18 protein-coding genes and 2 rRNA genes are annotated in these 21,497 nt (G+C 53.3%); 11 read left to right on the forward strand and 9 right to left on the reverse strand.

The features are described from left to right. Nucleotides 1-184, forward strand: a 23S ribosomal RNA gene (locus ACLJPE_RS18580); the annotation flags it as partial. Between the two features lie 193 nt (nt 185-377). After that, nucleotides 378-493: ribosomal RNA gene (rrf, locus tag ACLJPE_RS18585) — 5S ribosomal RNA — on the forward strand. Nucleotides 494-825: 332 nt separating this feature from the next. Here rrf and ACLJPE_RS18590 read toward each other — a convergent pair. After that, the gene (locus ACLJPE_RS18590; protein ID WP_000973248.1) at nt 826-1,263 is read right to left on the reverse strand and encodes an acetyltransferase; all 438 of its coding nucleotides are present in this window, start codon (nt 1,261-1,263) and stop codon (nt 826-828) included. Between the two features lie 156 nt (nt 1,264-1,419). On the opposite strand from ACLJPE_RS18590, the gene metA reads away from it, so the two are divergent. The 4 genes from metA (at nt 1,420) to aceK (ending at nt 7,408) form a co-directional block, all read left to right on the forward strand. Further along, nucleotides 1,420-2,349: a homoserine O-succinyltransferase MetA gene (gene metA / locus ACLJPE_RS18595; RefSeq protein ID WP_001122767.1), complete on the forward strand. Its 930-nt coding sequence runs from the start codon at nt 1,420-1,422 to the stop codon at nt 2,347-2,349. Between the two features lie 268 nt (nt 2,350-2,617). Next, the gene (aceB, locus tag ACLJPE_RS18600; protein ID WP_039514797.1) at nt 2,618-4,219 is read left to right on the forward strand and encodes a malate synthase A; all 1,602 of its coding nucleotides are present in this window, start codon (nt 2,618-2,620) and stop codon (nt 4,217-4,219) included. Between the two features lie 31 nt (nt 4,220-4,250). Then, on the forward strand, nt 4,251-5,555 hold the full coding sequence (aceA, locus tag ACLJPE_RS18605; RefSeq protein ID WP_000857878.1) for an isocitrate lyase: 1,305 nt from the start codon (nt 4,251-4,253) through the stop codon (nt 5,553-5,555). 101 nt (nt 5,556-5,656) lie between these two features. Continuing rightward, nucleotides 5,657-7,408: a bifunctional isocitrate dehydrogenase kinase/phosphatase gene (aceK, locus tag ACLJPE_RS18610; protein WP_039514793.1), complete on the forward strand. Its 1,752-nt coding sequence runs from the start codon at nt 5,657-5,659 to the stop codon at nt 7,406-7,408. Here the strand turns inward: aceK and ACLJPE_RS18615 are convergent. Together ACLJPE_RS18615 and iclR are read right to left on the reverse strand one after the other, a co-directional pair. Next, the gene (locus ACLJPE_RS18615) at nt 7,372-7,779 is read right to left on the reverse strand and encodes an ASCH domain-containing protein (protein WP_077905741.1); all 408 of its coding nucleotides are present in this window, start codon (nt 7,777-7,779) and stop codon (nt 7,372-7,374) included. The genes aceK and ACLJPE_RS18615 overlap by 37 nt on opposite strands. Nucleotides 7,780-7,789: 10 nt before the next feature. Beyond that, nucleotides 7,790-8,614: a glyoxylate bypass operon transcriptional repressor IclR gene (gene iclR / locus ACLJPE_RS18620; RefSeq protein WP_000226434.1), complete on the reverse strand. Its 825-nt coding sequence runs from the start codon at nt 8,612-8,614 to the stop codon at nt 7,790-7,792. Nucleotides 8,615-8,920: 306 nt separating this feature from the next. Here iclR and metH point away from each other — a divergent pair, with 306 nt between their 5' ends. Both metH and ACLJPE_RS18630 read left to right on the forward strand, forming a co-directional pair. Beyond that, nucleotides 8,921-12,604 carry a methionine synthase gene (gene metH / locus ACLJPE_RS18625; RefSeq protein WP_039514788.1) on the forward strand — a complete coding sequence of 1,228 codons (3,684 nt, stop codon included), beginning with the start codon at nt 8,921-8,923 and terminating at the stop codon, nt 12,602-12,604. A gap of 266 nt (nt 12,605-12,870) precedes the next feature. After that, the gene (locus ACLJPE_RS18630) at nt 12,871-14,502 is read left to right on the forward strand and encodes a Na/Pi cotransporter family protein (RefSeq protein WP_000956811.1); all 1,632 of its coding nucleotides are present in this window, start codon (nt 12,871-12,873) and stop codon (nt 14,500-14,502) included. Nucleotides 14,503-14,576: 74 nt separating this feature from the next. On the opposite strand, the gene pepE is transcribed toward ACLJPE_RS18630, so the two are convergent. After that, nucleotides 14,577-15,266, reverse strand: a complete 690-nt coding sequence (gene pepE / locus ACLJPE_RS18635; protein ID WP_000421789.1) for a dipeptidase PepE — start codon at nt 15,264-15,266, stop codon at nt 14,577-14,579. A 71-nt stretch (nt 15,267-15,337) separates the two neighbouring features. Here pepE and ACLJPE_RS18640 point away from each other — a divergent pair, with 71 nt between their 5' ends. The 3 genes from ACLJPE_RS18640 to rluF are packed head-to-tail and all read left to right on the forward strand — an operon-like array spanning nt 15,338 to nt 16,929. Then, the gene (locus tag ACLJPE_RS18640) at nt 15,338-15,439 is read left to right on the forward strand and encodes a hypothetical protein (protein ID WP_001576533.1); all 102 of its coding nucleotides are present in this window, start codon (nt 15,338-15,340) and stop codon (nt 15,437-15,439) included. A gap of 34 nt (nt 15,440-15,473) precedes the next feature. Next, nucleotides 15,474-16,013 (forward strand): DUF2058 domain-containing protein, encoded by a 540-nt coding sequence (locus tag ACLJPE_RS18645; protein WP_001096724.1) that lies wholly within the window; start codon nt 15,474-15,476, stop codon nt 16,011-16,013. Nucleotides 16,014-16,059: 46 nt separating this feature from the next. Then, entirely contained in the window at nt 16,060-16,929 is an 870-nt protein-coding gene (gene rluF / locus ACLJPE_RS18650; RefSeq protein WP_000954619.1) for a 23S rRNA pseudouridine(2604) synthase RluF, read from the forward strand. On the opposite strand, the gene ACLJPE_RS18655 is transcribed toward rluF, so the two are convergent. The 5 genes from ACLJPE_RS18655 to ACLJPE_RS18675 form a co-directional block, all read right to left on the reverse strand. Next, complete coding sequence (locus ACLJPE_RS18655) at nt 16,926-17,198, reverse strand: DUF3811 domain-containing protein (RefSeq protein ID WP_001207628.1); 273 nt, start codon at nt 17,196-17,198, stop codon at nt 16,926-16,928. The two genes, rluF and ACLJPE_RS18655, sit on opposite strands and share 4 nt — an antisense overlap. Nucleotides 17,199-17,408: 210 nt before the next feature. After that, the gene (locus tag ACLJPE_RS18660; protein WP_001068171.1) at nt 17,409-18,167 is read right to left on the reverse strand and encodes a DeoR/GlpR family DNA-binding transcription regulator; all 759 of its coding nucleotides are present in this window, start codon (nt 18,165-18,167) and stop codon (nt 17,409-17,411) included. After that, the gene (locus tag ACLJPE_RS18665; RefSeq protein ID WP_000924645.1) at nt 18,154-19,017 is read right to left on the reverse strand and encodes a Cof-type HAD-IIB family hydrolase; all 864 of its coding nucleotides are present in this window, start codon (nt 19,015-19,017) and stop codon (nt 18,154-18,156) included. Before ACLJPE_RS18665 ends, ACLJPE_RS18660 begins: the two co-directional genes overlap by 14 nt. A 16-nt stretch (nt 19,018-19,033) precedes the next feature. Beyond that, nucleotides 19,034-19,873, reverse strand: a complete 840-nt coding sequence (locus tag ACLJPE_RS18670) for a hypothetical protein (RefSeq protein WP_000472329.1) — start codon at nt 19,871-19,873, stop codon at nt 19,034-19,036. Between the two features lie 23 nt (nt 19,874-19,896). Continuing rightward, nucleotides 19,897-21,486: a PTS sugar transporter gene (locus tag ACLJPE_RS18675; RefSeq protein ID WP_000716846.1), complete on the reverse strand. Its 1,590-nt coding sequence runs from the start codon at nt 21,484-21,486 to the stop codon at nt 19,897-19,899. Nucleotides 21,487-21,497 lie beyond the last annotated feature (11 nt).

Here is a 21,497-nt window from a genome sequence, read left to right on the forward strand (position 1 = left end):
AGCTAAATGCGGAAGAGATAAGTGCTGAAAGCATCTAAGCACGAAACTTGCCCCGAGATGAGTTCTCCCTGAGACTTTAGGTCTCCTGAAGGAACGTTGAAGACGACGACGTTGATAGGCCGGGTGTGTAAGCGCAGCGATGCGTTGAGCTAACCGGTACTAATGAACCGTGAGGCTTAACCTTACAACGCCGAAGATGTTTTGGCGGTTGAGAAGACAGATTTTCAGCTCAGATTCAGAGTCCGAAGGATTTTTCGCTGAGACAAGGCGGCAAACGCGGCGACGGAAGGAGCATACAGAAGTATGTGACTGACGTTCGCAAGAGCAGCCAACGCCGTATCAGCGTAAAAGACACAGGACAGAGCACAAAGAATTTGCCTGGCGGCACTAGCGCGGTGGTCCCACCTGACCCCATGCCGAACTCAGAAGTGAAACGCCGTAGCGCCGATGGTAGTGTGGGGTCTCCCCATGCGAGAGTAGGGAACTGCCAGGCATCAAATTAAGCGAAGGGCCCTGTCGGAAGACAGGGCCTTTTGTTTTATCTGTAGTCTGTCGGTGAGCACTCTCCTGAGGAGGACAAATCCGCCGGGAGCGGATTTGAACGTTGCGCAGCAACGGCCCGGAGGGTGGCGGGCAGGACGCCCGCCATAAACTGCCAGGCATCAGACAAGTGAAGAAGCCCGTCCGTCTGGACGGGCTTCTTTGCGTGTGTGGTAACTGTAAAAATGTAGGCCTGATAAGCGCAGCGCCATCAGGCAACCGGCACCGCCGGATGCCAGTTTCGCCTTATCCGGCCTGTATGCACTTATCAGGCAGCACCACTACTCACGGATAAATTAAATTCAACAATGGATACGGTTTCCCAAGATCGTCAACCTCCGAACGTCCCGTCACCTTAAATCCCATTTTCTTATAAAATCCAACAGCTTGTGTATTTTGCTCGTTAACATTGGTTGTCAACCCCGGCGCCAGTGTTAACGCATGTTCAACTAATCTCTTACCGATACCCTGACCACGCACGTCCGGATCGACAAACAGCGCATCCATATGTTCGCCGGTAAGCAGCATAAATCCTACCGGCTCATCCTGATCGGTCACGGCAACCCATAGTGGCGCTTCTGGCAGAAAATCGCTCACCAGCTCTTCCAGTTCGGCCCGATAAGCGTTTGACAGAAAATCGTGCGTGGCATCGACTGAGCGACGCCAGATCGCAATCAGTTTTTCCCCTTCCTCATGCCTTGAACGGCGAATGTTAATCATCATCTTCACTCCTTTTTTGCTTACTTCTATTCTAATGCAAATGCTGTCGTGAAACTTTCTCACCTTGAACTTGCAGACTCGACATTCGCCTGATTTCTGAGTATCTTCAGCTATCTGGATGTCTAAACGTTTAAACGTATGTCGTGAGGTTATCAGGTTATGCCGATTCGCGTGCTGGACGAGCTACCCGCCGTCAATTTTTTACGTGAGGAGAATGTCTTCGTCATGACGACTTCTCGCGCATCAGGTCAGGAAATTCGCCCGCTAAAGGTACTTATCCTTAACCTGATGCCGAAGAAGATTGAAACGGAAAATCAGTTTCTGCGCTTGCTATCGAACTCGCCATTACAGGTCGATATTCAACTACTGCGGATAGATGCCCGCGAGTCGAGGAACACGCCAGCCGAGCATCTGAACAACTTTTACTGTAACTTCGACGATATCTGCGATCAGAACTTTGATGGGCTTATCGTGACCGGAGCGCCGCTGGGTCTGGTGGAGTTTAATGACGTGGCTTACTGGCCGCAGATTAGGCAGGTGCTGGAATGGGCGAAAGATCACGTTACTTCGACGCTATTTGTCTGTTGGGCCGTTCAGGCCGCACTCAATATTCTTTATGGTATCCCTAAGCAGACCCGTACAGATAAACTTTCCGGCGTCTATGAACATCACATCCTTCATCCTCATGCTCTGTTGACGCGTGGTTTTGATGATTCGTTTCTTGCGCCACACTCACGCTATGCCGATTTCCCGGCGGCGCTAATACGGGATTATACGGATCTTGAAATTCTGGCCGAAACAGAAGAGGGGGATGCGTACCTGTTTGCCAGCAAAGATAAACGTATTGCGTTTGTCACCGGTCATCCTGAATATGACGCCCATACGTTAGCGGGTGAATATTTTCGTGACGTTGAGGCCGGGTTAAATCCGGAGGTTCCGTACAACTATTTCCCAAAAAACGATCCGCAAAACATACCGCGCGCAACCTGGCGCAGCCACGGTAATTTACTGTTTACTAACTGGCTCAACTATTATGTCTACCAGATTACGCCATATGATCTGCGTCACATGAATCCAACCCTGGATTAATCTTCTGCTCCTGACGATCCTAAAGCGTTTCAGCATGTTGAATCAGGCACCTTCGGGTGCCTTTTTTATTTCCGAAACGCACCTCATCATGTAATTAAATTTAATTTATATTGTTATCAATAGGTTAATGTATAATTAAATTAAAAATGGAAATTGTTTTTGATTTTGAAATTTAATTGAGTAGTCTTAGTTGTGTTGAACGAAAAGCGCACAGTGATCCTTCGTTCGCATTGGGGATGTATCTGGATCAACAACGAGGAGCTGCATGATGAATCCACAGGCAACCACAACTGATGAATTAACCTTTACCAGGCCGCAAGGCGAGCTGGAAAAGCAAGTCCTGACCGCTGAGGCAGTCGAGTTTTTGACGGAGTTAGTTACCCGTTTTACGCCAAAACGCAATAAACTCCTGGCTGCACGTATCCAGCAACAGCAGGATATTGATAACGGTAAGTTGCCTGATTTTATTTCGGAAACCACTTCCATTAGAGAAAGTAATTGGCAGATTCGTGGTATTCCGGCGAATTTACAGGATCGCCGAGTAGAAATTACCGGGCCGGTTGAACGTAAAATGGTGATTAATGCCCTGAACGCAAACGTGAAAGTGTTTATGGCGGATTTTGAAGACTCGCTGGCGCCGGACTGGAATAAAGTTATGGATGGTCAAATCAACCTGCGTGATGCGGTGAACGGCACCATTAGCTATACCAACGAAGCCGGAAAAATCTATCAGCTCAAGCCCGATCCGGCCGTATTGATTTGTCGTGTACGTGGTCTACATCTGCCAGAAAAACATGTTACCTGGCGGGGGGAAGCCATTCCCGGCAGCCTGTTTGATTTTGCTCTGTACTTTTTCCACAACTATAAAGCGCTGCTCGCTAAAGGTAGCGGCCCGTATTTTTACCTGCCGAAAACGCAAGCCTGGCAGGAAGCAGCCTGGTGGAGTGAAGTTTTCAGCTACGCCGAAGACCGCTTCAATCTACCGCGCGGTACGATCAAAGCGACCCTGTTGATTGAAACGCTGCCTGCTGTTTTCCAGATGGATGAGATTCTTCATGCGCTGCGTGATCATATCGTCGGTCTCAACTGTGGTCGCTGGGATTATATTTTCAGCTATATCAAAACGTTGAAAAATTACCCGGATCGCGTCTTGCCGGACAGGCAGGTGGTAACGATGGACAAACCGTTTCTGAGCGCCTACTCGCGCCTGCTAATCAAAACCTGTCACAAGCGCGGCGCGTTCGCGATGGGCGGTATGGCGGCGTTTATCCCGAGCAAAGACGTTGAACGCAACAATCAGGTCCTTGCCAAAGTGAAAGCGGATAAAGCGCTGGAAGCGAACAACGGCCACGACGGCACGTGGATTGCGCATCCCGGGTTGGCGGATACCGCAATGGCCGTCTTTAACGAGGTACTGGGCGAGCACAAAAATCAGCTGTTCATTACCCGTGATGAAGATGCGCCGATTACCGCTGAACAGTTACTGGAGCCATGTGAAGGCGAACGCACAGAAGCGGGAATGCGCGCCAATATTCGCGTGGCAGTGCAGTACATTGAAGCGTGGATCTCCGGCAATGGCTGTGTACCGATTTACGGTCTGATGGAGGATGCCGCGACGGCGGAAATCTCACGAACCTCTATCTGGCAGTGGATTCACCATGAGAAAACACTGAGCAATGGAAAACCCGTAACGAAAACGCTTTTCCGCGAAATGTTGGCGGAAGAGATGCGGGTAATCCAGGACGAACTGGGCGAGCACCGCTACAGCAGCGGGCGCTTCGACGATGCCGCACGTCTGATGGAGCAAATCACCACCTCAGATGACTTAATCGACTTCCTCACCCTGCCGGGCTATCGCTTACTGGCTTAATTCACCACATAACAATATGGAGCATCTGCACATGAAAACCCGTACTCAACAAATCGAAGAATTACAGAAAGAGTGGACACAACCGCGCTGGGAAGGCATCACCCGCCCGTACAGCGCGGAGGAGGTGGTGAAATTACGCGGCTCGGTTAACCCGGAATGCACGCTGGCGCAGCTCGGCGCCGCGAAAATGTGGCGGCTGTTGCACGGTGAAGCGAAAAAAGGCTATATCAACAGCCTTGGCGCGCTGACTGGCGGTCAGGCGTTGCAGCAGGCGAAAGCCGGTATTGAGGCGATTTATCTTTCAGGCTGGCAGGTGGCGGCAGATGCCAACCTTGCATCCAGCATGTATCCGGATCAATCGTTGTACCCGGCAAACTCTGTTCCGGCGGTAGTGGATCGGATCAACAACACTTTCCGTCGTGCAGATCAGATCCAGTGGGCATCCGGTATTGAACCCAACGATCCGCGCTATGTGGATTACTTCCTGCCGATCGTTGCTGATGCGGAAGCCGGTTTTGGCGGCGTTCTGAATGCCTTCGAACTGATGAAATCGATGATTGAAGCCGGTGCAGCGGCCGTTCACTTCGAAGATCAGCTGGCGTCGGTGAAGAAATGCGGCCATATGGGCGGCAAGGTGCTGGTCCCCACGCAGGAGGCGATTCAGAAACTGATTGCTGCGCGTCTGGCCGCTGATGTGATGGGCGTCCCGACGCTGGTGATTGCGCGTACCGATGCGGATGCGGCAGATCTGATTACCTCCGACTGCGATCCCTATGACAGCGGTTTCATTACCGGCGAACGCACCAGCGAAGGTTTCTACCGCACCCATGCGGGCATTGAGCAGGCGATCAGCCGCGGTCTGGCGTATGCCCCGTATGCCGATCTGGTATGGTGCGAAACCTCTACGCCGGATCTCGAACTGGCGCGTCGTTTTGCCGATGCTATCCACGCGAAGTATCCGGGCAAACTGCTGGCCTATAACTGTTCACCATCCTTCAACTGGCAGAAGAATCTGGACGACAAGACCATTGCCAGCTTCCAGCAGCAGTTGTCGGACATGGGTTACAAATACCAGTTTATTACCCTGGCGGGCATCCACAGCATGTGGTTCAACATGTTCGACCTGGCACATGCATACGCTCAGGGCGAGGGCATGAAACACTATGTTGAGAAGGTTCAACAACCCGAGTTCGCCGCGGCGAAAGATGGCTACACCTTTGTTTCCCACCAGCAGGAAGTGGGTACTGGTTACTTCGACAAAGTCACCACCATTATTCAGGGCGGCGCGTCATCCGTTACCGCATTAACGGGTTCCACCGAAGAATCGCAGTTTTGATTGATGCCCGGTGGCGCTGCGCTTACCGGGCCTACAGATAGCGTAGGCCGGATAAGCGAACGCGCCATCCGGCATGACGTGGTGCCGAATGAGGGAAAAAAATGCCGCGTGGCCTGGAATTACTGATTGCTCAAACCATCCTGCAAGGCTTTGACGCGCAGTATGGTCGATTTCTGGAAGTGACTTCCGGCGCGCAGCAGCGTTTTGAACAGGCCGACTGGCACGCCGTCCAACAGGCGATGAAAAGCCGTATCCACCTCTATGATCATCATGTGGGCTTGGTGGTGGAGCAACTGCGCTGTATTACCGATGGCAAAAGTACCGACGTGGATTTCCTTTTACGCGTTAAAGAGCATTACACCCGGCTGTTGCCGGATTACCCGCGCTTCGAGATTGCGGAGAGCTTTTTCAACTCCGTTTATTGCCGGTTATTTGACCACCGCTCGTTAACACCCGAGCGGTTGTTTATTTTCAGTTCGCAACCGGAGCGCCGCTTTCGTACTATCCCGCGCCCGCTGGCCAAAGACTTCTTTCCCGATCACGGTTGGGAGCCGCTGTTGATGCGCATACTCAGTGACTTACCGCTGCGTCTGCCCTGGCAGAATAAAAGCCGGGATATCCGCTATATTATCGCGCACCTGACTGAAACACTGGGCGAGGACGCGCTACCTCGCTGCCATGTCCAGGTGGCGAATGAGTTGTTTTACCGTAATAAAGCGGCCTGGCTGGTAGGTAAATTAACCACACCTGACGGTACGCTGCCGTTTTTATTGCCGATTCATCGCACTGATGAGGGTGAACTATTTGTCGATACCTGCCTGACCACCACGGCAGAAGCGAGCATTGTGTTTGGTTTTGCCCGCTCTTATTTTATGGTGTATGCGCCGCTGCCTGCCGCGCTGGTTGAGTGGTTGCGTGAAATCCTGCCGGGTAAAACCACTGCCGAACTGTATATGGCGATTGGCTGCCAGAAACATGCGAAAACCGAAAGCTACCGCGAATATTTGTGTTATCTGGCTGAAAGCGATGAGAAATTCATTGAGGCGCCTGGTATCCGCGGCATGGTGATGCTGGTGTTTACCCTGCCAGGTTTCGACCGGGTATTTAAAATCATTAAAGACAAATTCGCCCCGCAGAAAGAGATGTCTGCCGCCCATGTGCGTGCCTGTTATCAACTGGTAAAAGAGCATGATCGCGTCGGTCGTATGGCGGATACCCAGGAGTTTGAGAATTTCGTACTGGATAAACGGCAAATTGATCCGGCGCTGATGGCGCTGTTACGGCAAGAAGCGCCAGAGAAGATTACCGATCTTGGGGAACATATCGTCATTCGCCATCTCTATATTGAACGGCGCATGGTGCCGCTCAATATCTGGCTGGAACAGGTAGAAGGCCAGCAGTTGCGCGATGCGATAGAAGAATATGGTAATGCGATTCGCCAGCTTGCCGCCGCTAATATTTTCCCCGGCGATATGTTGTTTAAAAACTTTGGCGTTACCCGTCATGGTCGCGTGGTGTTCTATGACTACGATGAAATTTGCTACATGACGGAAGTGAATTTCCGCGATATTCCGCCAGCGCGTTATCCGGAAGACGAACTGGCCAGCGAACCCTGGTATAGCGTCTCGCCAGGTGATGTTTTCCCGGAGGAGTTTCGCCACTGGCTGTGTGCCGATCCGCGTATCGGGCCATTGTTTGAAGAGATGCATGCCGACCTGTTTCGCGCCGATTACTGGCGCGCGCTACAGACGCGTATTAAAGAAGGGCATGTAGAAGATGTGTATGCCTATCGTCGTCGCCAGCGCTTTAGCGTGCGTTACGGCGCGATCTCAAGTACGGCGAACTCTTCGTAAACCAGTTCCATCTCCGGCGACCAATTACCCTCGCGCTCAAAAAAGGCCCGGTGTGCCGCTTGCCAGTACGCCAGGCTAAGATCGCCTTCGCCTTCCAGTGCGGCGAGATCGGCGCTCATCTCGTTAAAACGGATCAGCCTGAGCGCCAGCGTGCGTATGACGCACACGGCGTCGCCTGTGCCGTTGAGCACAATGTGATATGACCCGGGCGTGACAGGGGGCTGCTCTTTCTGATAGCTAACCAGCGAGCTACAGGTGCCACGCTTTTTACCGGCGACCACTAGCGCCGCCAGCTCGTCGGCCAGCGTCGGCGAATCACCGAAAGACCAACAGAAGGCCTGTGGGTACTTCTCCTGCCAGTATAATTTCAGGCTGCTCATTTCAGCGAGTTCCACCATAGGCCAGCGTCACCTCTTTCGCCGCTTTAATCACCATGGCGCCAAGTTCGGTGACGCGATCGTCAGTAATGCGTGAGCAGGGGCCGGAAATAGAGAGGGCCGCAAACGGTTCGCGGTGTTCGTCATAAATACACGAGGCCACGCAGCGCAGACCGAGCGCATGTTCTTCATCGTCAAACGAATAGCCGCGCTTGCGCGTCTGGGCCAAATCGTCTTTCAGATGCAGCGGCGACACCAGCGTCGCATGGGTATAAGCGTGCAACCCCTTGCGGTGCAGCAGACTGGTAACCTGTTCCTCACTGAGCTGTGATAAAAACGCCTTGCCCGCGCCAGAGGCGTGCATGGGCAGCTTGCCGCCAATAGGCGCGGACATACGCATCAGCTGCGTACACTGCACCTGGTCGATAATAATGGCCTGATGGTCGCTCTGGTCGAGTACGGCAAGGTTTACCGTTTCGCCGGAGTCCTCCATCAGTTTGCGCAAAATCGGATGGACAATCGCCAGCAGATTACGGCTCTGTAAGAAGCTGCTGCCGACGATAAACGCATGTGCGCCTACGGCCCAGTGGCCCAGCTCACCGACCTGGCGGACAAAACCCTGCTGCTGCATGGTGGTGAGTAGACGGTGAGTAGTGGAATTAGGCAAACCCGCCTGTTGCGCCAGTTCGGTCAGCGCGACGCTGCCGTTGGACTCGGCAATCCACTCCAGCAGCTTCAGACCGCGAGTTAAAGACTGAACCTGCCCGGTTACGGGTGCAGTGGTAGCGGCAGGTTTTCTCCCGCGTTTCGCGGGAACAGGGGCAACCATGGCAGACTCCTTTTTCTGTATCGTGGAAATCATTTTCGTTTTATTCAATTATAATGCAAGAGTTCCTGAACTGATCGGATGAGTGACATCACAGGATGCCCGATGGCGCTTCGCTTATCAGGCCTACGCTTTGGGAGCCGCCAAAGTAATTTGTAGGCTGGATAGGGCGCTTGCGCCGCCATCCGGCAAAACGGAACCAATAGCGCCAGCAAGCTGAACATGTCTCATGTTGCCCGTTGTTCTCTTTTCCGCCAGCACGCTTTGTGCCAGTATGGCTCGTTACGTGGAGCGTTGTCGGGAGCGAGTGTGAGCAGCAAAGTTGAACAACTGCGTGCGCAGTTAAATGAACGTATTCTGGTGCTGGACGGCGGTATGGGCACCATGATCCAGAGCTATCGTCTACATGAAGAAGATTTCCGCGGGGAGCGCTTTGCCGACTGGCCCTGCGACCTGAAAGGCAACAATGACCTGCTGGTACTCAGCAAGCCGGAGGTGATCGCCGCTATCCACAACGCCTACTTTGAGGCTGGCGCGGATATCATCGAAACCAACACCTTTAACTCGACAACCATTGCGATGGCGGATTACCGGATGGAATCCCTGTCGGCGGAAATTAACTATGCGGCGGCCAAACTGGCGCGCGCCTGCGCCGATGAATGGACGGCGCGAACACCAGAAAAACCACGCTTTGTTGCGGGCGTGCTTGGTCCAACTAACCGCACGGCCTCCATTTCGCCGGACGTCAACGACCCGGCGTTTCGTAATATCACCTTCGATCAGCTGGTGGCGGCCTACCGTGAATCCACCAAAGCGCTGGTGGAAGGTGGCGTAGATCTGATTCTGATTGAGACCGTCTTTGACACCCTGAATGCGAAAGCGGCGGTGTTTGCGGTGAAAGAAGAGTTTGAAGCGCTGGGCGTTGATCTGCCGATCATGATTTCCGGCACCATCACCGACGCCTCTGGTCGCACCCTCTCCGGCCAGACTACCGAAGCCTTTTATAACTCGCTGCGCCACGCCGAGGCGCTCACTTTTGGCCTTAACTGCGCGCTGGGGCCAGATGAACTGCGCCAGTACGTCCAGGAACTGTCGCGGATTGCCGAATGCTACGTCACCGCGCACCCGAACGCCGGCCTGCCGAACGCTTTCGGCGAGTACGACCTCGACGCCGACACCATGGCGAAACAGATTCGCGAATGGGCGGAGGCGGGCTTCCTGAATATCGTTGGCGGCTGCTGCGGCACTACGCCGGAGCATATCGCCGCCATGAGCCGCGCCGTTGTCGGTTTGCCGCCGCGCCAGCTGCCGGAAATCCCGGTGGCCTGCCGTCTGTCTGGCCTGGAGCCGCTGAACATTGGCGACGACAGCCTGTTTGTGAACGTCGGCGAACGTACTAACGTCACCGGTTCGGCCAAATTTAAACGGCTGATCAAAGAAGAGAAATACAGCGAAGCGCTGGATGTTGCCCGTCAGCAGGTAGAAAGCGGCGCGCAGATTATTGATATCAATATGGATGAGGGGATGCTCGACGCCGAAGCGGCGATGGTGCGTTTCCTCAGCCTGATTGCCGGTGAGCCGGACATTGCCCGTGTACCAATCATGATCGACTCCTCCAAATGGGAGGTTATCGAAAAAGGGCTGAAGTGCATTCAGGGTAAAGGCATCGTCAACTCTATTTCGATGAAAGAGGGCGTGGAAGCCTTTATTCATCATGCGAAGTTGCTACGTCGCTACGGCGCGGCAGTGGTGGTGATGGCTTTTGACGAGCAGGGGCAGGCCGATACCCGCGAGCGTAAAATCGAGATTTGCCGCCGGGCGTACAAAATTCTCACCGAAGAGGTGGGCTTCCCGCCGGAAGACATCATCTTCGACCCGAATATCTTCGCCGTGGCGACCGGTATTGAAGAGCACAACAACTACGCGCAGGACTTTATCGGCGCTTGCGAAGACATCAAACGCGAGCTGCCGCACGCGCTGATCTCCGGCGGCGTGTCTAACGTGTCCTTCTCGTTCCGCGGCAACGACCCGGTACGTGAGGCTATCCACGCGGTATTCCTCTACTACGCCATCCGCAACGGCATGGACATGGGCATCGTCAACGCCGGGCAACTGGCGATTTATGACGACCTGCCTGCCGAGCTGCGCGATGCGGTTGAAGATGTCATTCTTAACCGTCGCGAAGACGGCACCGAACGTTTGCTGGATTTGGCGGAGAAATATCGCGGCAGTAAAACCGACGAGGCTGCCAGTGCCCAGCAGGCGGAATGGCGTAGCTGGGACGTGAAAAAGCGCCTCGAATACTCGCTGGTGAAAGGCATTACCGAATTTATCGAACAGGATACTGAAGAAGCCCGCCAGCAGGCCGCCCGCCCGATTGAGGTGATCGAAGGGCCGCTGATGGACGGCATGAACGTGGTCGGCGACCTGTTCGGCGAAGGGAAAATGTTCCTGCCGCAGGTGGTGAAATCCGCTCGCGTGATGAAACAAGCGGTGGCCTACCTGGAGCCGTTTATTGAAGCCAGCAAAGAAAAAGGCTCCAGCAACGGCAAGATGGTGATTGCCACCGTGAAGGGCGATGTGCACGACATTGGCAAGAACATCGTTGGCGTGGTGCTGCAATGCAACAACTACGAAATCGTCGATCTTGGCGTGATGGTGCCAGCGGAGAAAATCCTCAGAACGGCGCGTGAAGTGAATGCCGATCTGATTGGTCTTTCCGGGCTTATCACCCCGTCGCTGGACGAAATGGTCAACGTGGCGAAAGAGATGGAGCGTCAGGGCTTTACTATCCCGCTACTGATCGGCGGCGCAACTACTTCGAAAGCGCATACGGCGGTAAAAATCGAGCAGAACTACAGCGGTCCGACGGTCTACGTGCAGAATGCTTCGCGTACCGTGGGCGTGGTGGCGGCGCTACTCTCCGACACCCAGCGCGATGACTTTGTCGCCCGTACCCGCAAAGAGTACGAAACCGTGCGTATTCAGCACGCCCGCAAAAAACCGCGCACGCCGCCGGTCACGCTGGAAGCGGCGCGCGATAACGATCTGGCATTCGATTGGGAACGCTACACCCCGCCAGTAGCCCACCGTCTGGGCGTGCAGGAGGTAGAAGCCAGCATCGAAACGCTGCGCAACTACATCGACTGGACGCCGTTCTTTATGACCTGGTCGCTGGCCGGCAAATACCCGCGTATTCTGGAAGATGAAGTGGTGGGCGTTGAGGCGCAGCGCCTGTTTAAAGACGCCAACGACATGCTGGATAAACTGAGCGCGGAGAAACTGTTGAATCCGCGTGGCGTGGTGGGCTTGTTCCCGGCGAACCGTGTGGGTGACGACATCGAAATCTATCGCGACGAAACCCGTACTCATGTTCTGACGGTCAGCCACCACCTGCGCCAGCAGACTGAGAAAGTCGGTTTTGCCAACTACTGTCTGGCGGATTTTGTCGCGCCGAAATTGTCCGGAAAAGCGGACTACATCGGCGCGTTTGCCGTCACCGGCGGTCTTGAAGAAGACGCCCTGGCTGATGCTTACGAAGCGCAACACGACGACTATAACAAGATCATGGTGAAAGCGATTGCCGACCGTCTGGCGGAAGCGTTTGCCGAGTACCTGCATGAGCGTGTACGTAAGGTTTACTGGGGATATGCGCCGAACGAGAGCCTGAGTAACGACGAATTAATCCGCGAAAACTACCAGGGGATTCGCCCGGCGCCGGGTTATCCTGCCTGCCCGGAACATACCGAAAAAGGCACTATCTGGCAGCTACTGGATGTCGAAAAACATACCGGGATGAAGCTCACCGAATCTTTCGCCATGTGGCCTGGCGCGTCGGTCTCCGGCTGGTACTTCAGCCATCCTGAGAGCAAATACTTCGCGGTAGCGCAGATCCAACGCGATCAGGTGACTGATTATGCTTTCCGTAAAGGAATGAGCGTTGAGGACGTTGAGCGGTGGCTGGCGCCGAACCTGGGTTACGATGCGGACTGATTCATAAAATCGTCACTTTTCCTTACAACATACAAGGCACTCATTGGGTGCCTTGTCTCTTTCTTACAATTAAACCCTTATACTGAAGGAAGGCTCTACGCTGAATTTGCCGGATGGCGGCGTAAACGCCTTATCCAGCATACCGTATTACGTATGGTAAGCCCGGTGGCGTGCAACGCCAGCAGGCCTTAACGCTGTGCGCCATCAGGCAATTTATCGCAAGTGAGCTTCAGGAAAACGTATAACGATAAGGAGAACCTGACGCCGTGTTAACTTTGCTCCATCTACTTTCTGCCGTTGCGCTGTTGGTATGGGGAACACATATCGTTCGTACTGGCGTAATGCGCGTGTTTGGCGCGCGTCTACGTACTGTCCTCAGCCGCAGCGTGGAAAAGAAACCGCTCGCCTTTTGTGCGGGTATCGGTGTTACCGCGCTGGTACAAAGCAGTAACGCCACCACTTTATTGGTAACGTCGTTTGTCGCCCAGGATCTTGTCGCCCTGACGCCAGCTCTGGTGATTGTGCTGGGCGCTGATGTGGGTACTGCGCTAATGGCGCGTATTCTCACCTTTGATTTGTCGTGGCTGTCGCCGCTGCTGATTTTTATCGGCGTGATTTTCTTTTTAGGACGTAAGCAGTCCCGCGCCGGGCAGCTGGGTCGTGTCGGTATCGGGCTTGGCCTGATTCTACTGGCGCTGGAGCTGATTGTGCAGGCAGTGACGCCGATCACTCAGGCTAATGGCGTGCAGGTCATTTTCGCGTCGCTGACGGGCGACATTATGCTGGATGCGCTGATTGGCGCGATGTTCGCTATTATCAGTTATTCCAGCCTGGCGGCGGTGTTGCTGACGGCGACCCTGACGGCGGCGGGGATTATATCGTTCCCGGTGGCGTTGTGCCTGGTCATCGGCGCCAATCTGGGATCGGGGCTGCTGGCGATGCTCAATAACAGCGCCGCCAATGCTGCCGCGCGTCGCGTAGCGCTCGGTAGCCTATTGTTCAAATTGATCGGCAGCCTGGTCATCCTGCCGTTTGTTCATCCGCTGGCGAATCTGATGGATGAGCTATCGCTACCGAAATCAGAGCTGGTGATCTATTTCCACGTTTTCTATAACCTGGTGCGCTGCCTGGCGATGGTGCCATTTGCCGAGCTGATGGCGCGTTTTTGTAAACGAATTATTCGTGATGAGCCTGAACTGGATACCCATCTGAAGCCGAAACATCTGGATGTCAGCGCGCTGGATACGCCAACGCTGGCGCTGGCTAATGCTGCCCGCGAGGTGCTGCGCATTGGCGATGCGATGGAACAGATGATGGAAGGGCTAAAAAAAGTCATGCACGGCGAGCCGCGTGAAGAGAAAGCGCTGCGCAAGCTGGCGGATGACGTTAACGTGCTCTACACCGCGATTAAGCTTTATCTGGCGCGAATGCCGAAAGACGAGCTGGCAGCGGAGGAGTCCCGCCGGTGGGCGGAGATTATCGAAATGGCCCTGAACCTCGAACAGGCGTCGGATATTATCGAGCGAATGGGCAGTGAGATTGCCGACAAGTCGCTGGCGGCGCGTCGGGCATTTTCAGAAGAAGGATTGAAAGAGCTGGATGCGCTTTACGATCAACTGCTCAGTAATCTGCAACTGGCGATGTCGGTCTTTTTCTCCGGTGATGTCACCAGCGCCCGTCGGTTGCGCCGCAGTAAACATCGCTTCCGTATACTTAATCGCCGATACTCACATGCGCATGTCGACCGCCTGCACCAGCAGAACGTGCAAAGCATTGAAACCAGCTCGCTCCATTTAGGGCTGCTGGGCGATATGAAGCGTCTTAACTCACTGTTCTGTTCGGTCGCCTATAGCGTACTGGAACAGCCGGATCAGGACGAGGAACGGGGCGAGTATTAAGTGAAATGCCGGATGGTGGGGCCTACGGAGAACATGCGCGTAGGCCCGCCATTCGGCATTCAATGTGCCAGGGATTAAAAGCGATGACCCGCTTCCAGCGCCACGGCCTCTTCGCCCGCTTTAAACACCCAGGTGGTATTCGGGCCGCCGAGAACCGCCTGGCCGTTGCTCACCTGAATCCAGTTACCTTCCGGCAAACCAATCACTGTCAGTTCCGGCGCGACCACCAGCAGTTCGCGAATACGCTGCTCGCGGGTCTCGCCCTTATGACCTTCCGGCAAGGCGTTAGTGAAGTGAGGATTAATTTGCAGCGGGAACAGATCCAGCGCGTCGAAACCGTTTGGATCGACGATCGGCATATCGTTGGTCGTGCGGATAGTCGGGCAGGCAAGGTTAGCGCCCGCGCTCCAGCCGATATACAGTGCGCCGCGTTTTACCCTGTCCGCCATCGGCGCCAGCAGCCCGCGTTCACGCGATTCTTTCAGTAGCTGGAAGGTATTTCCGCCGCCGACAATAATGATTTCCGCTTTCTCAATCGCCGTAAGCGGATCGGCGACACGATGAATCCCTGTGACGTTTATCCCTAATGGCGCAAGTACCTCTGCGGTTTTATCCGTGTACTCGTCCCATGTTTGCGTGACGCCGGCAAACGGAATAAACACGGCTGAGCGTCGACCGTTCAATTGATTCGCTATCAGCGGCAGAGCGTGTTCCAGCCAGGCTTTACCCGGCAGCGTCGAGTTACTTAATAAAAGCAGTTCCATTACTTCTCCACCTCATCAGGAAATGTCAAAACGTAATAATGCTACCATTATCCATTTAATGTCTTACTGATATGGCTCATGATGTTGCGCGTGTTACAGGCAACGCGCGGTCGTTAAAAGTGACGCCAGGCCAGATCTGCTATCTGGTATCGCCTGAAAAATTACAGGTATAATCCGCAAAATTATTTAACACGTTTAGAGACGAAAATGGCAAAACTGACCTTACAAGAGCAACTGCTACAAGCGGGATTAGTGACCAGCAAAAAAATGGCCAAAGTCCAGCGCACGGCTAAAAAATCACGCGTTCAGGCTCGTGAGGCCAGAGAGGCGGTGGAAGAAAATAAAAAGGCGCAACTTGAGCGTGATAAACAACTCAGTGAACAGCAAAAACAAGCGGTTTTAGCGAAAGAGTTTAAAGCTCAGGTTAAGCAACTTATTGAAATGAATAGAATCAATGTCTCTAAAGGCGATATTGGTTTTAACTTCACCGATAATAACGTCATCAAAAAAATAGACGTGGATAAGCTCACTCAGACGCAACTGATTAATGGGCGTCTCGCGATTGCGCGTCTGGTTATCAATAACAGCGGTGAATGTGAATATGCGATTATTCCCGCGAGCGTCGCCGATAAAATCGCACAACGAGATGCGGACAGTATTGTCGTAAACAGTGCGCTGAGTCAGGAAGAGCAGGACGAAGATGATCCGTATGCCGATTTTAAAGTTCCTGACGATTTGATGTGGTAAGTCACATTCCCGACGTTTATGTAGAAAAATTTCTCAGAGAGTAAATATGCTGACCGACACATCTACCCGGCTTAATAAATATATTAGTGAAAGCGGCATCTGTTCGCGTCGCGAGGCGGACCGTTTTATCGAACAGGGCAATGTTTTTATCAACGGCAAACGCGCCGCCATTGGCGATCAGGTGGTCGCCGGGGATGTTGTTAAAGTAAATGGTCGGTTGATTGAGCCGCGAGAAGCGGATGATTTAGTGCTGATTGCGCTGAATAAACCGGTTGGCATTGTGAGTACCACTGAAGACGGCGAACGCGACAATATTGTCGATTTTGTGAACCACAGCAAACGTATCTTCCCGATTGGTCGTCTGGATAAAGACTCGCAGGGGCTGATATTTCTGACTAACCACGGCGATCTGGTCAATAAGATTCTACGTGCCGGTAACGATCACGAAAAAGAGTATCTGGTGACGGTGGATAAACCGATTACCGACGAGTTTATTCGCGGTATGGGCGCTGGCGTGCCGATTCTGGGTACCGTCACCAAAAAATGTAAGGTGAAAAAAGAGGCGCCGTTTGTCTTTCGCATCACCCTGGTGCAGGGATTAAACCGTCAGATCCGCCGTATGTGTGAATACTTTGGTTATGAAGTGACGAAACTGGAGCGTACGCGCATTATGAACGTCAGCCTGAGCGGGATTCCGCTGGGCGAGTGGCGCGATCTGACGGACGATGAGCTGATCGATCTGTTTAAATTGATTGAGCGTTCCTCTTCCGAAGCCAAACCAAAGGCCAAAGCGAAGCCGAAGACCACGGGTATTAAGCGACCGGTCGTTGCGATCGAAAAAAGCAATGAGAAAGCGCGCCCGACATCAAGCGGTAAGCGCTTTACCTCGCCGGGACGAAAGAAGAAAGGACGTTAACGTCTGCCGCGCGTCGGCGTATTCGCCGACCAGGAGAATGACGCTTCCGTATCGGGTTTATACGCCTGCTTTTTCTTCAACTGGCGGGCTTTTTTCGCTTCAGCCTCACGCAGCGCCATCAGCTTATCGATGTACTCCTTTTTGACGCTGTTGGTCTCAGAATTGGTCAGCGGACGCCCGTGCGCAATACGGGCGCGGTCCAGCAACGTTTTCAGTTCGCGCTGTTCGCGCTCGGTCATCTCTTTTTGGGTAATGCGGGGGAGTGCCATACGGGTGCCCTCAGTTAGCCGATGCATTTAGAGCCTATCCCATTAGGGCTATTTTACTTGCCATTTTAGACCTGGGCAGTGCTCAAAATCCTCACGTACTACGTGTACGCTCCGGTTTTTGCGCGCTGTCCGTGTCCAAACTGGCTGCGCCAATAACGCCTGGTGGGATAGGCTCTTAGTCTACGGCAATACGCAACGGGCGGATAGCGCTCAGTCAGCAATCCGCAGCTTTCCGGCGAAATCCTGTGGCGTATAACCCGTTGACGTAAATCCTTTATCCGTGATGATGTTATCGATTTCTTTTACGCTTGCGATGCACATCACACCGTCCTGACCAAATTTGGTATGGTCGGCGAGAATCACTGATTTTTTGCTCATCGCAATCATGGCTTTGGCAACGTAGGCTTCTTCAAAGCTCTTCACCAACACGCCATGCTGGGGAGAAATGCCGCCAGCGCCAATAAAGCAGATATCCGCGTGAATTGCGTTAATCTGCTGACACACCGAGACGCCGAGATTGGCGCGAAAATGGTAATCATATTCGCCGCCTAATACATACACGCGGGCCTGTAGGTTATGCTCTTTAATTTTATCGGCAATCAGGGCTGAATTGGTAATCACGGAAAAAGCGAGAGGCGGTAATTGCTCGGCCAGAATAAGGTTAGTTGTACAGGAGTCAATAAACAATGTATCCCGTTCACTGACCATTTCGGCGGCAAGTTTGCCAATCGCTATTTTCTCTTCGCGATGCGCCTCTATTCTTGCGCTAAACGCATCCTCCTGGACAACTTGCTTTTTGACTGCGCCCCCATGAATCTTAGTGATTTTGCCTTCAGATTCCAGTAAGGAGAGATCGCGACGAATGGTTTCCGAGGTGACGTTGAGCATTTCCGATAATTTAATAACGGTGACTTCACCGAATTTGTTTAATTCATCAAGAATATGTTTTCGTCTTTTAATTGGATTCATTATCTTTCGCCGTCGTCAACCTTTGGCGCATGGTAACTGGATGCGTCAGGCAACGCAACCACTCCAATGCATGGACGATACCCTCCTCATCATTCGTGGCAGTCACATAGCCGGCCTGCCGCTTTACTGTATCCGGCGCATTGCCCATTGCGATACTGATTCCGGCAGCGGCAAACATGCTGACATCATTCTGCTGATCGCCAATCGCGACTACCTTGTCAGAAGATATATTTAAATAATGAATTAATTTATCGATTATGAACCCTTTATTTATATCGGCTCTTTGAATATCAATATAATTTTCTCCCGTGACAACCGCATAATATCCACAAGGCAGGTGATTATTCACTTCTGTACACAGAGTATCTATCTCCGAAGATGCGGCAACAAGTGTAATTTTATATATATTGCGACGATTAAAGATATTTTCTGCAGTTTCAGTTATAAGCGGTAACCCAAATAAGCGGGCTTCATATGTTGTCCAGGGCGCAATTAGTCTATCGTCACGATGGTGAATTGCTTCGGCGCTAAAAAAGTGGTGGTGGTAGCGGGAAAGAGAAATATGTTGGTCAATATTCCATAGATCTGTGGCGGTCAGCGGGGCAGCATGAATAATGCGCGGCCCCGCCATCTCCAGCAGGCGTCCGCAGTTAAAACCGGCGCACCAGCTAAACAACGTATCAACCTGTTGCTGGCGTAGCAGGCGTACCATTGAGGAGACCGGTCTGGCGGAACATGCCGCCAGCAGACCACCGTCCTGGCGGAACGCAATCAGCGCCTGACGCGTGCGCGGGCTGATTGTTTTCTGCGAGGTGAGTAATGTTCCATCCAGATCGGTGATCAACAACATCTCTCGTTCCCTGATATCAATGAACAATAAACGGCGTAACGGCTTCTTTGGCGGCGTTGCACACCATGTTGTCGATAGCCGTACCGACCACCAGAATATTGACCCCGGTATCTTTAAACGCTTTCGCGTTGGCGAGGTTAATCCCGCCTTCCGCCAGCGTCGGAACATCCACCGCGCCGACCAACGCCCGCAGGCGATCTTTAATCATCTGCGGGATATCGCCTGCCGCTACGCCTTCATAGCTCATGCCTGTCATCAGACCAATCATATCCACGCCGATATCCTGCATTCGCTTCGCCACGCTGGCGACCTCTTCCGGCGTGCGTGCAGGAATACCGAAAGTATGCAGATCGTCAGGATGGCCAATGTAGGCATCGACAGTCAGACCATACTGATGGGCGAGATTAACGATGTCCTGCAGATCGTCCCAGTCGGATTTATGCGTATGTAAACCGTCGGCCCCAGCGCGGGCAATCTCCAGAATTTCCGTTTCGCTGAGCGGCACCGGTAAGGTTTCGGTAAAACCGCCGGCGATACCAACGGTGATAAAAATATCGTCCGGGACCACATTACGCACACCGTGTACGGCCTCAGCCATCTGGCTATTGGTGATTTCGTGACGAATCTGCTCCGCCGCGTGCATGTTGTTCACGCCTTTGTGTCCACGCGCCAGCGCCAACGCAGGGTGGTTCGGCTCCAGTAGCTTAACGCCAGCCTCACACACGGCTTTCGCCAGGCGCGCATCGTCGCCGGTTATTCCTGTGCTGAGGATGGTTTGCCCGCCGTGAAGTGTGATGGCTTCTTTCACTTTCTGTAACGCTTTGGCGCGTTTTTTATTCATATCGCCTTTAAACATGGTGTACCTCTGGTGTTGGTGCATTAATTAACGGCTGTCGTTGTTGATTCGCTCTGTACGACAGGTTTGAAACGGTTAGCAATAATGGTGGTAAGGCAGGTCATCGCCATTGTGGCAATCATTACGATGGCCATCTGGAGCGCATTGTTGGATAAGAACGGTGAGGCGAAAGCCGGAACATAGGCCACCCCTTTGACGTTAAAAAAGCCCAGCATCATGCCGCCCATTCCGGCCCAAAAAATGGCGGAGCCAAAAACAATTTTGTTGGCGAACATGAAGGGATAGGCGGATTCAACAAAGGTGCCAAAGCCCAGGTTAATGAGCAGGCCCGGCGTAGCAACGGCAGCTTCGCTTTTTTCACGCGGGGCGATCACATTGGCAAGGTTAATACCTGCGGCCACCATCACCAGACCGACCATATCGACCGCGCCGAGGAAGCTGACGCCGGATTTTTCCATCTCCAGCAGCACCAACGGCAGGATCACCGCGTGATAGACGCCGCCGAGAATGGCAGGCCAGATAACCAGACCAGCCAGCAGCCCGGCAAGAATTGGGCTGAATGCCAGCGTGCTTTCGATAGCCAGTTTGATGTAATTACCCGCAGATAGCGCCAGCGGACTCAGCAGATAGTGCATGATTAACCCAGCGGCAAGGCCCGATATCCCACCGGCGACGATGTTGACGGTAGTCATTGGGAAGCGCCAGTTCAGGCACAGCTCGAACAGCCAACGGACGAAAATCCCCGCCATTACACCGCCGATAATGCCGCCGATAAGACCGCCCTCTACGGAAAGCACGCCAGCGACGACCCCGGCCACAATTGAAACTTCATCCAGTTCGGAAATCTGTTTTGCCGCCAGTACCGCGACTAACACCGGCAGACCTTTTAGTAATATTTCAAAGATATCGTTAAGTTTTTCCAGTCCTGGTATGTGGCTCAGGGCGAGTACAATCGCCATGGCGATAAAGCCTGGTAGCGCAGGGATCATGATGCTACGAATGTTAAAACGTTTGAGCAGGCTTTTTCCGGAACCGCTCTGCGAGGGCGAAGCGCTACCCAACTGTGGTTTGTACTTGATACCCCAATGTTTACACAGTGACGCCACGAAGGAGACGGCGCGGGTACGGCTGGTGGTGCCGGTTGTTCCGGAGGTCGCGACCACATTCGCCCCCTTTGCCGCCACCAGCGCCATGGAGGTTCCCCCGGTGCCGACAATCGGTGTTTTCATCTCAACGGCGGCGGCAAAAACGGCCTGGTTCGCCTTTACCGGATCGGCGCTCATTACCACGATCCCATCGATCTCACCGCAGCGGATCATCTCAGCGATTTGGCGATCGCTTTCTACTACCGAGGTGTTTACCTCCGAAAGTTTGCCCTGAAATATGCGCTGTGGTTTTTGTTGGTTTTCTGTGGTTAATGCATAAACCGATGCCGGGGTATCCGGTTTGGCGACGTCCATCGAGGCTTCTGCCGCGATAAACTGTACGGCGGCCACATTCACGCCCGCAGCCTCACACTGCTGATAAATCTCCTGGAGTAACTTCTCTGGCTCGGCGCCACCCAGGTTGTAGAGGTTGCCTCCACTGCTTCCAATAATCGCAATTTTTTTCATAGCGGCCTCAA

It is taken from the genome of Salmonella sp. SAL04196 (assembly GCF_046550835.1).
Taxonomy (GTDB): domain Bacteria; phylum Pseudomonadota; class Gammaproteobacteria; order Enterobacterales; family Enterobacteriaceae; genus Salmonella; species Salmonella enterica.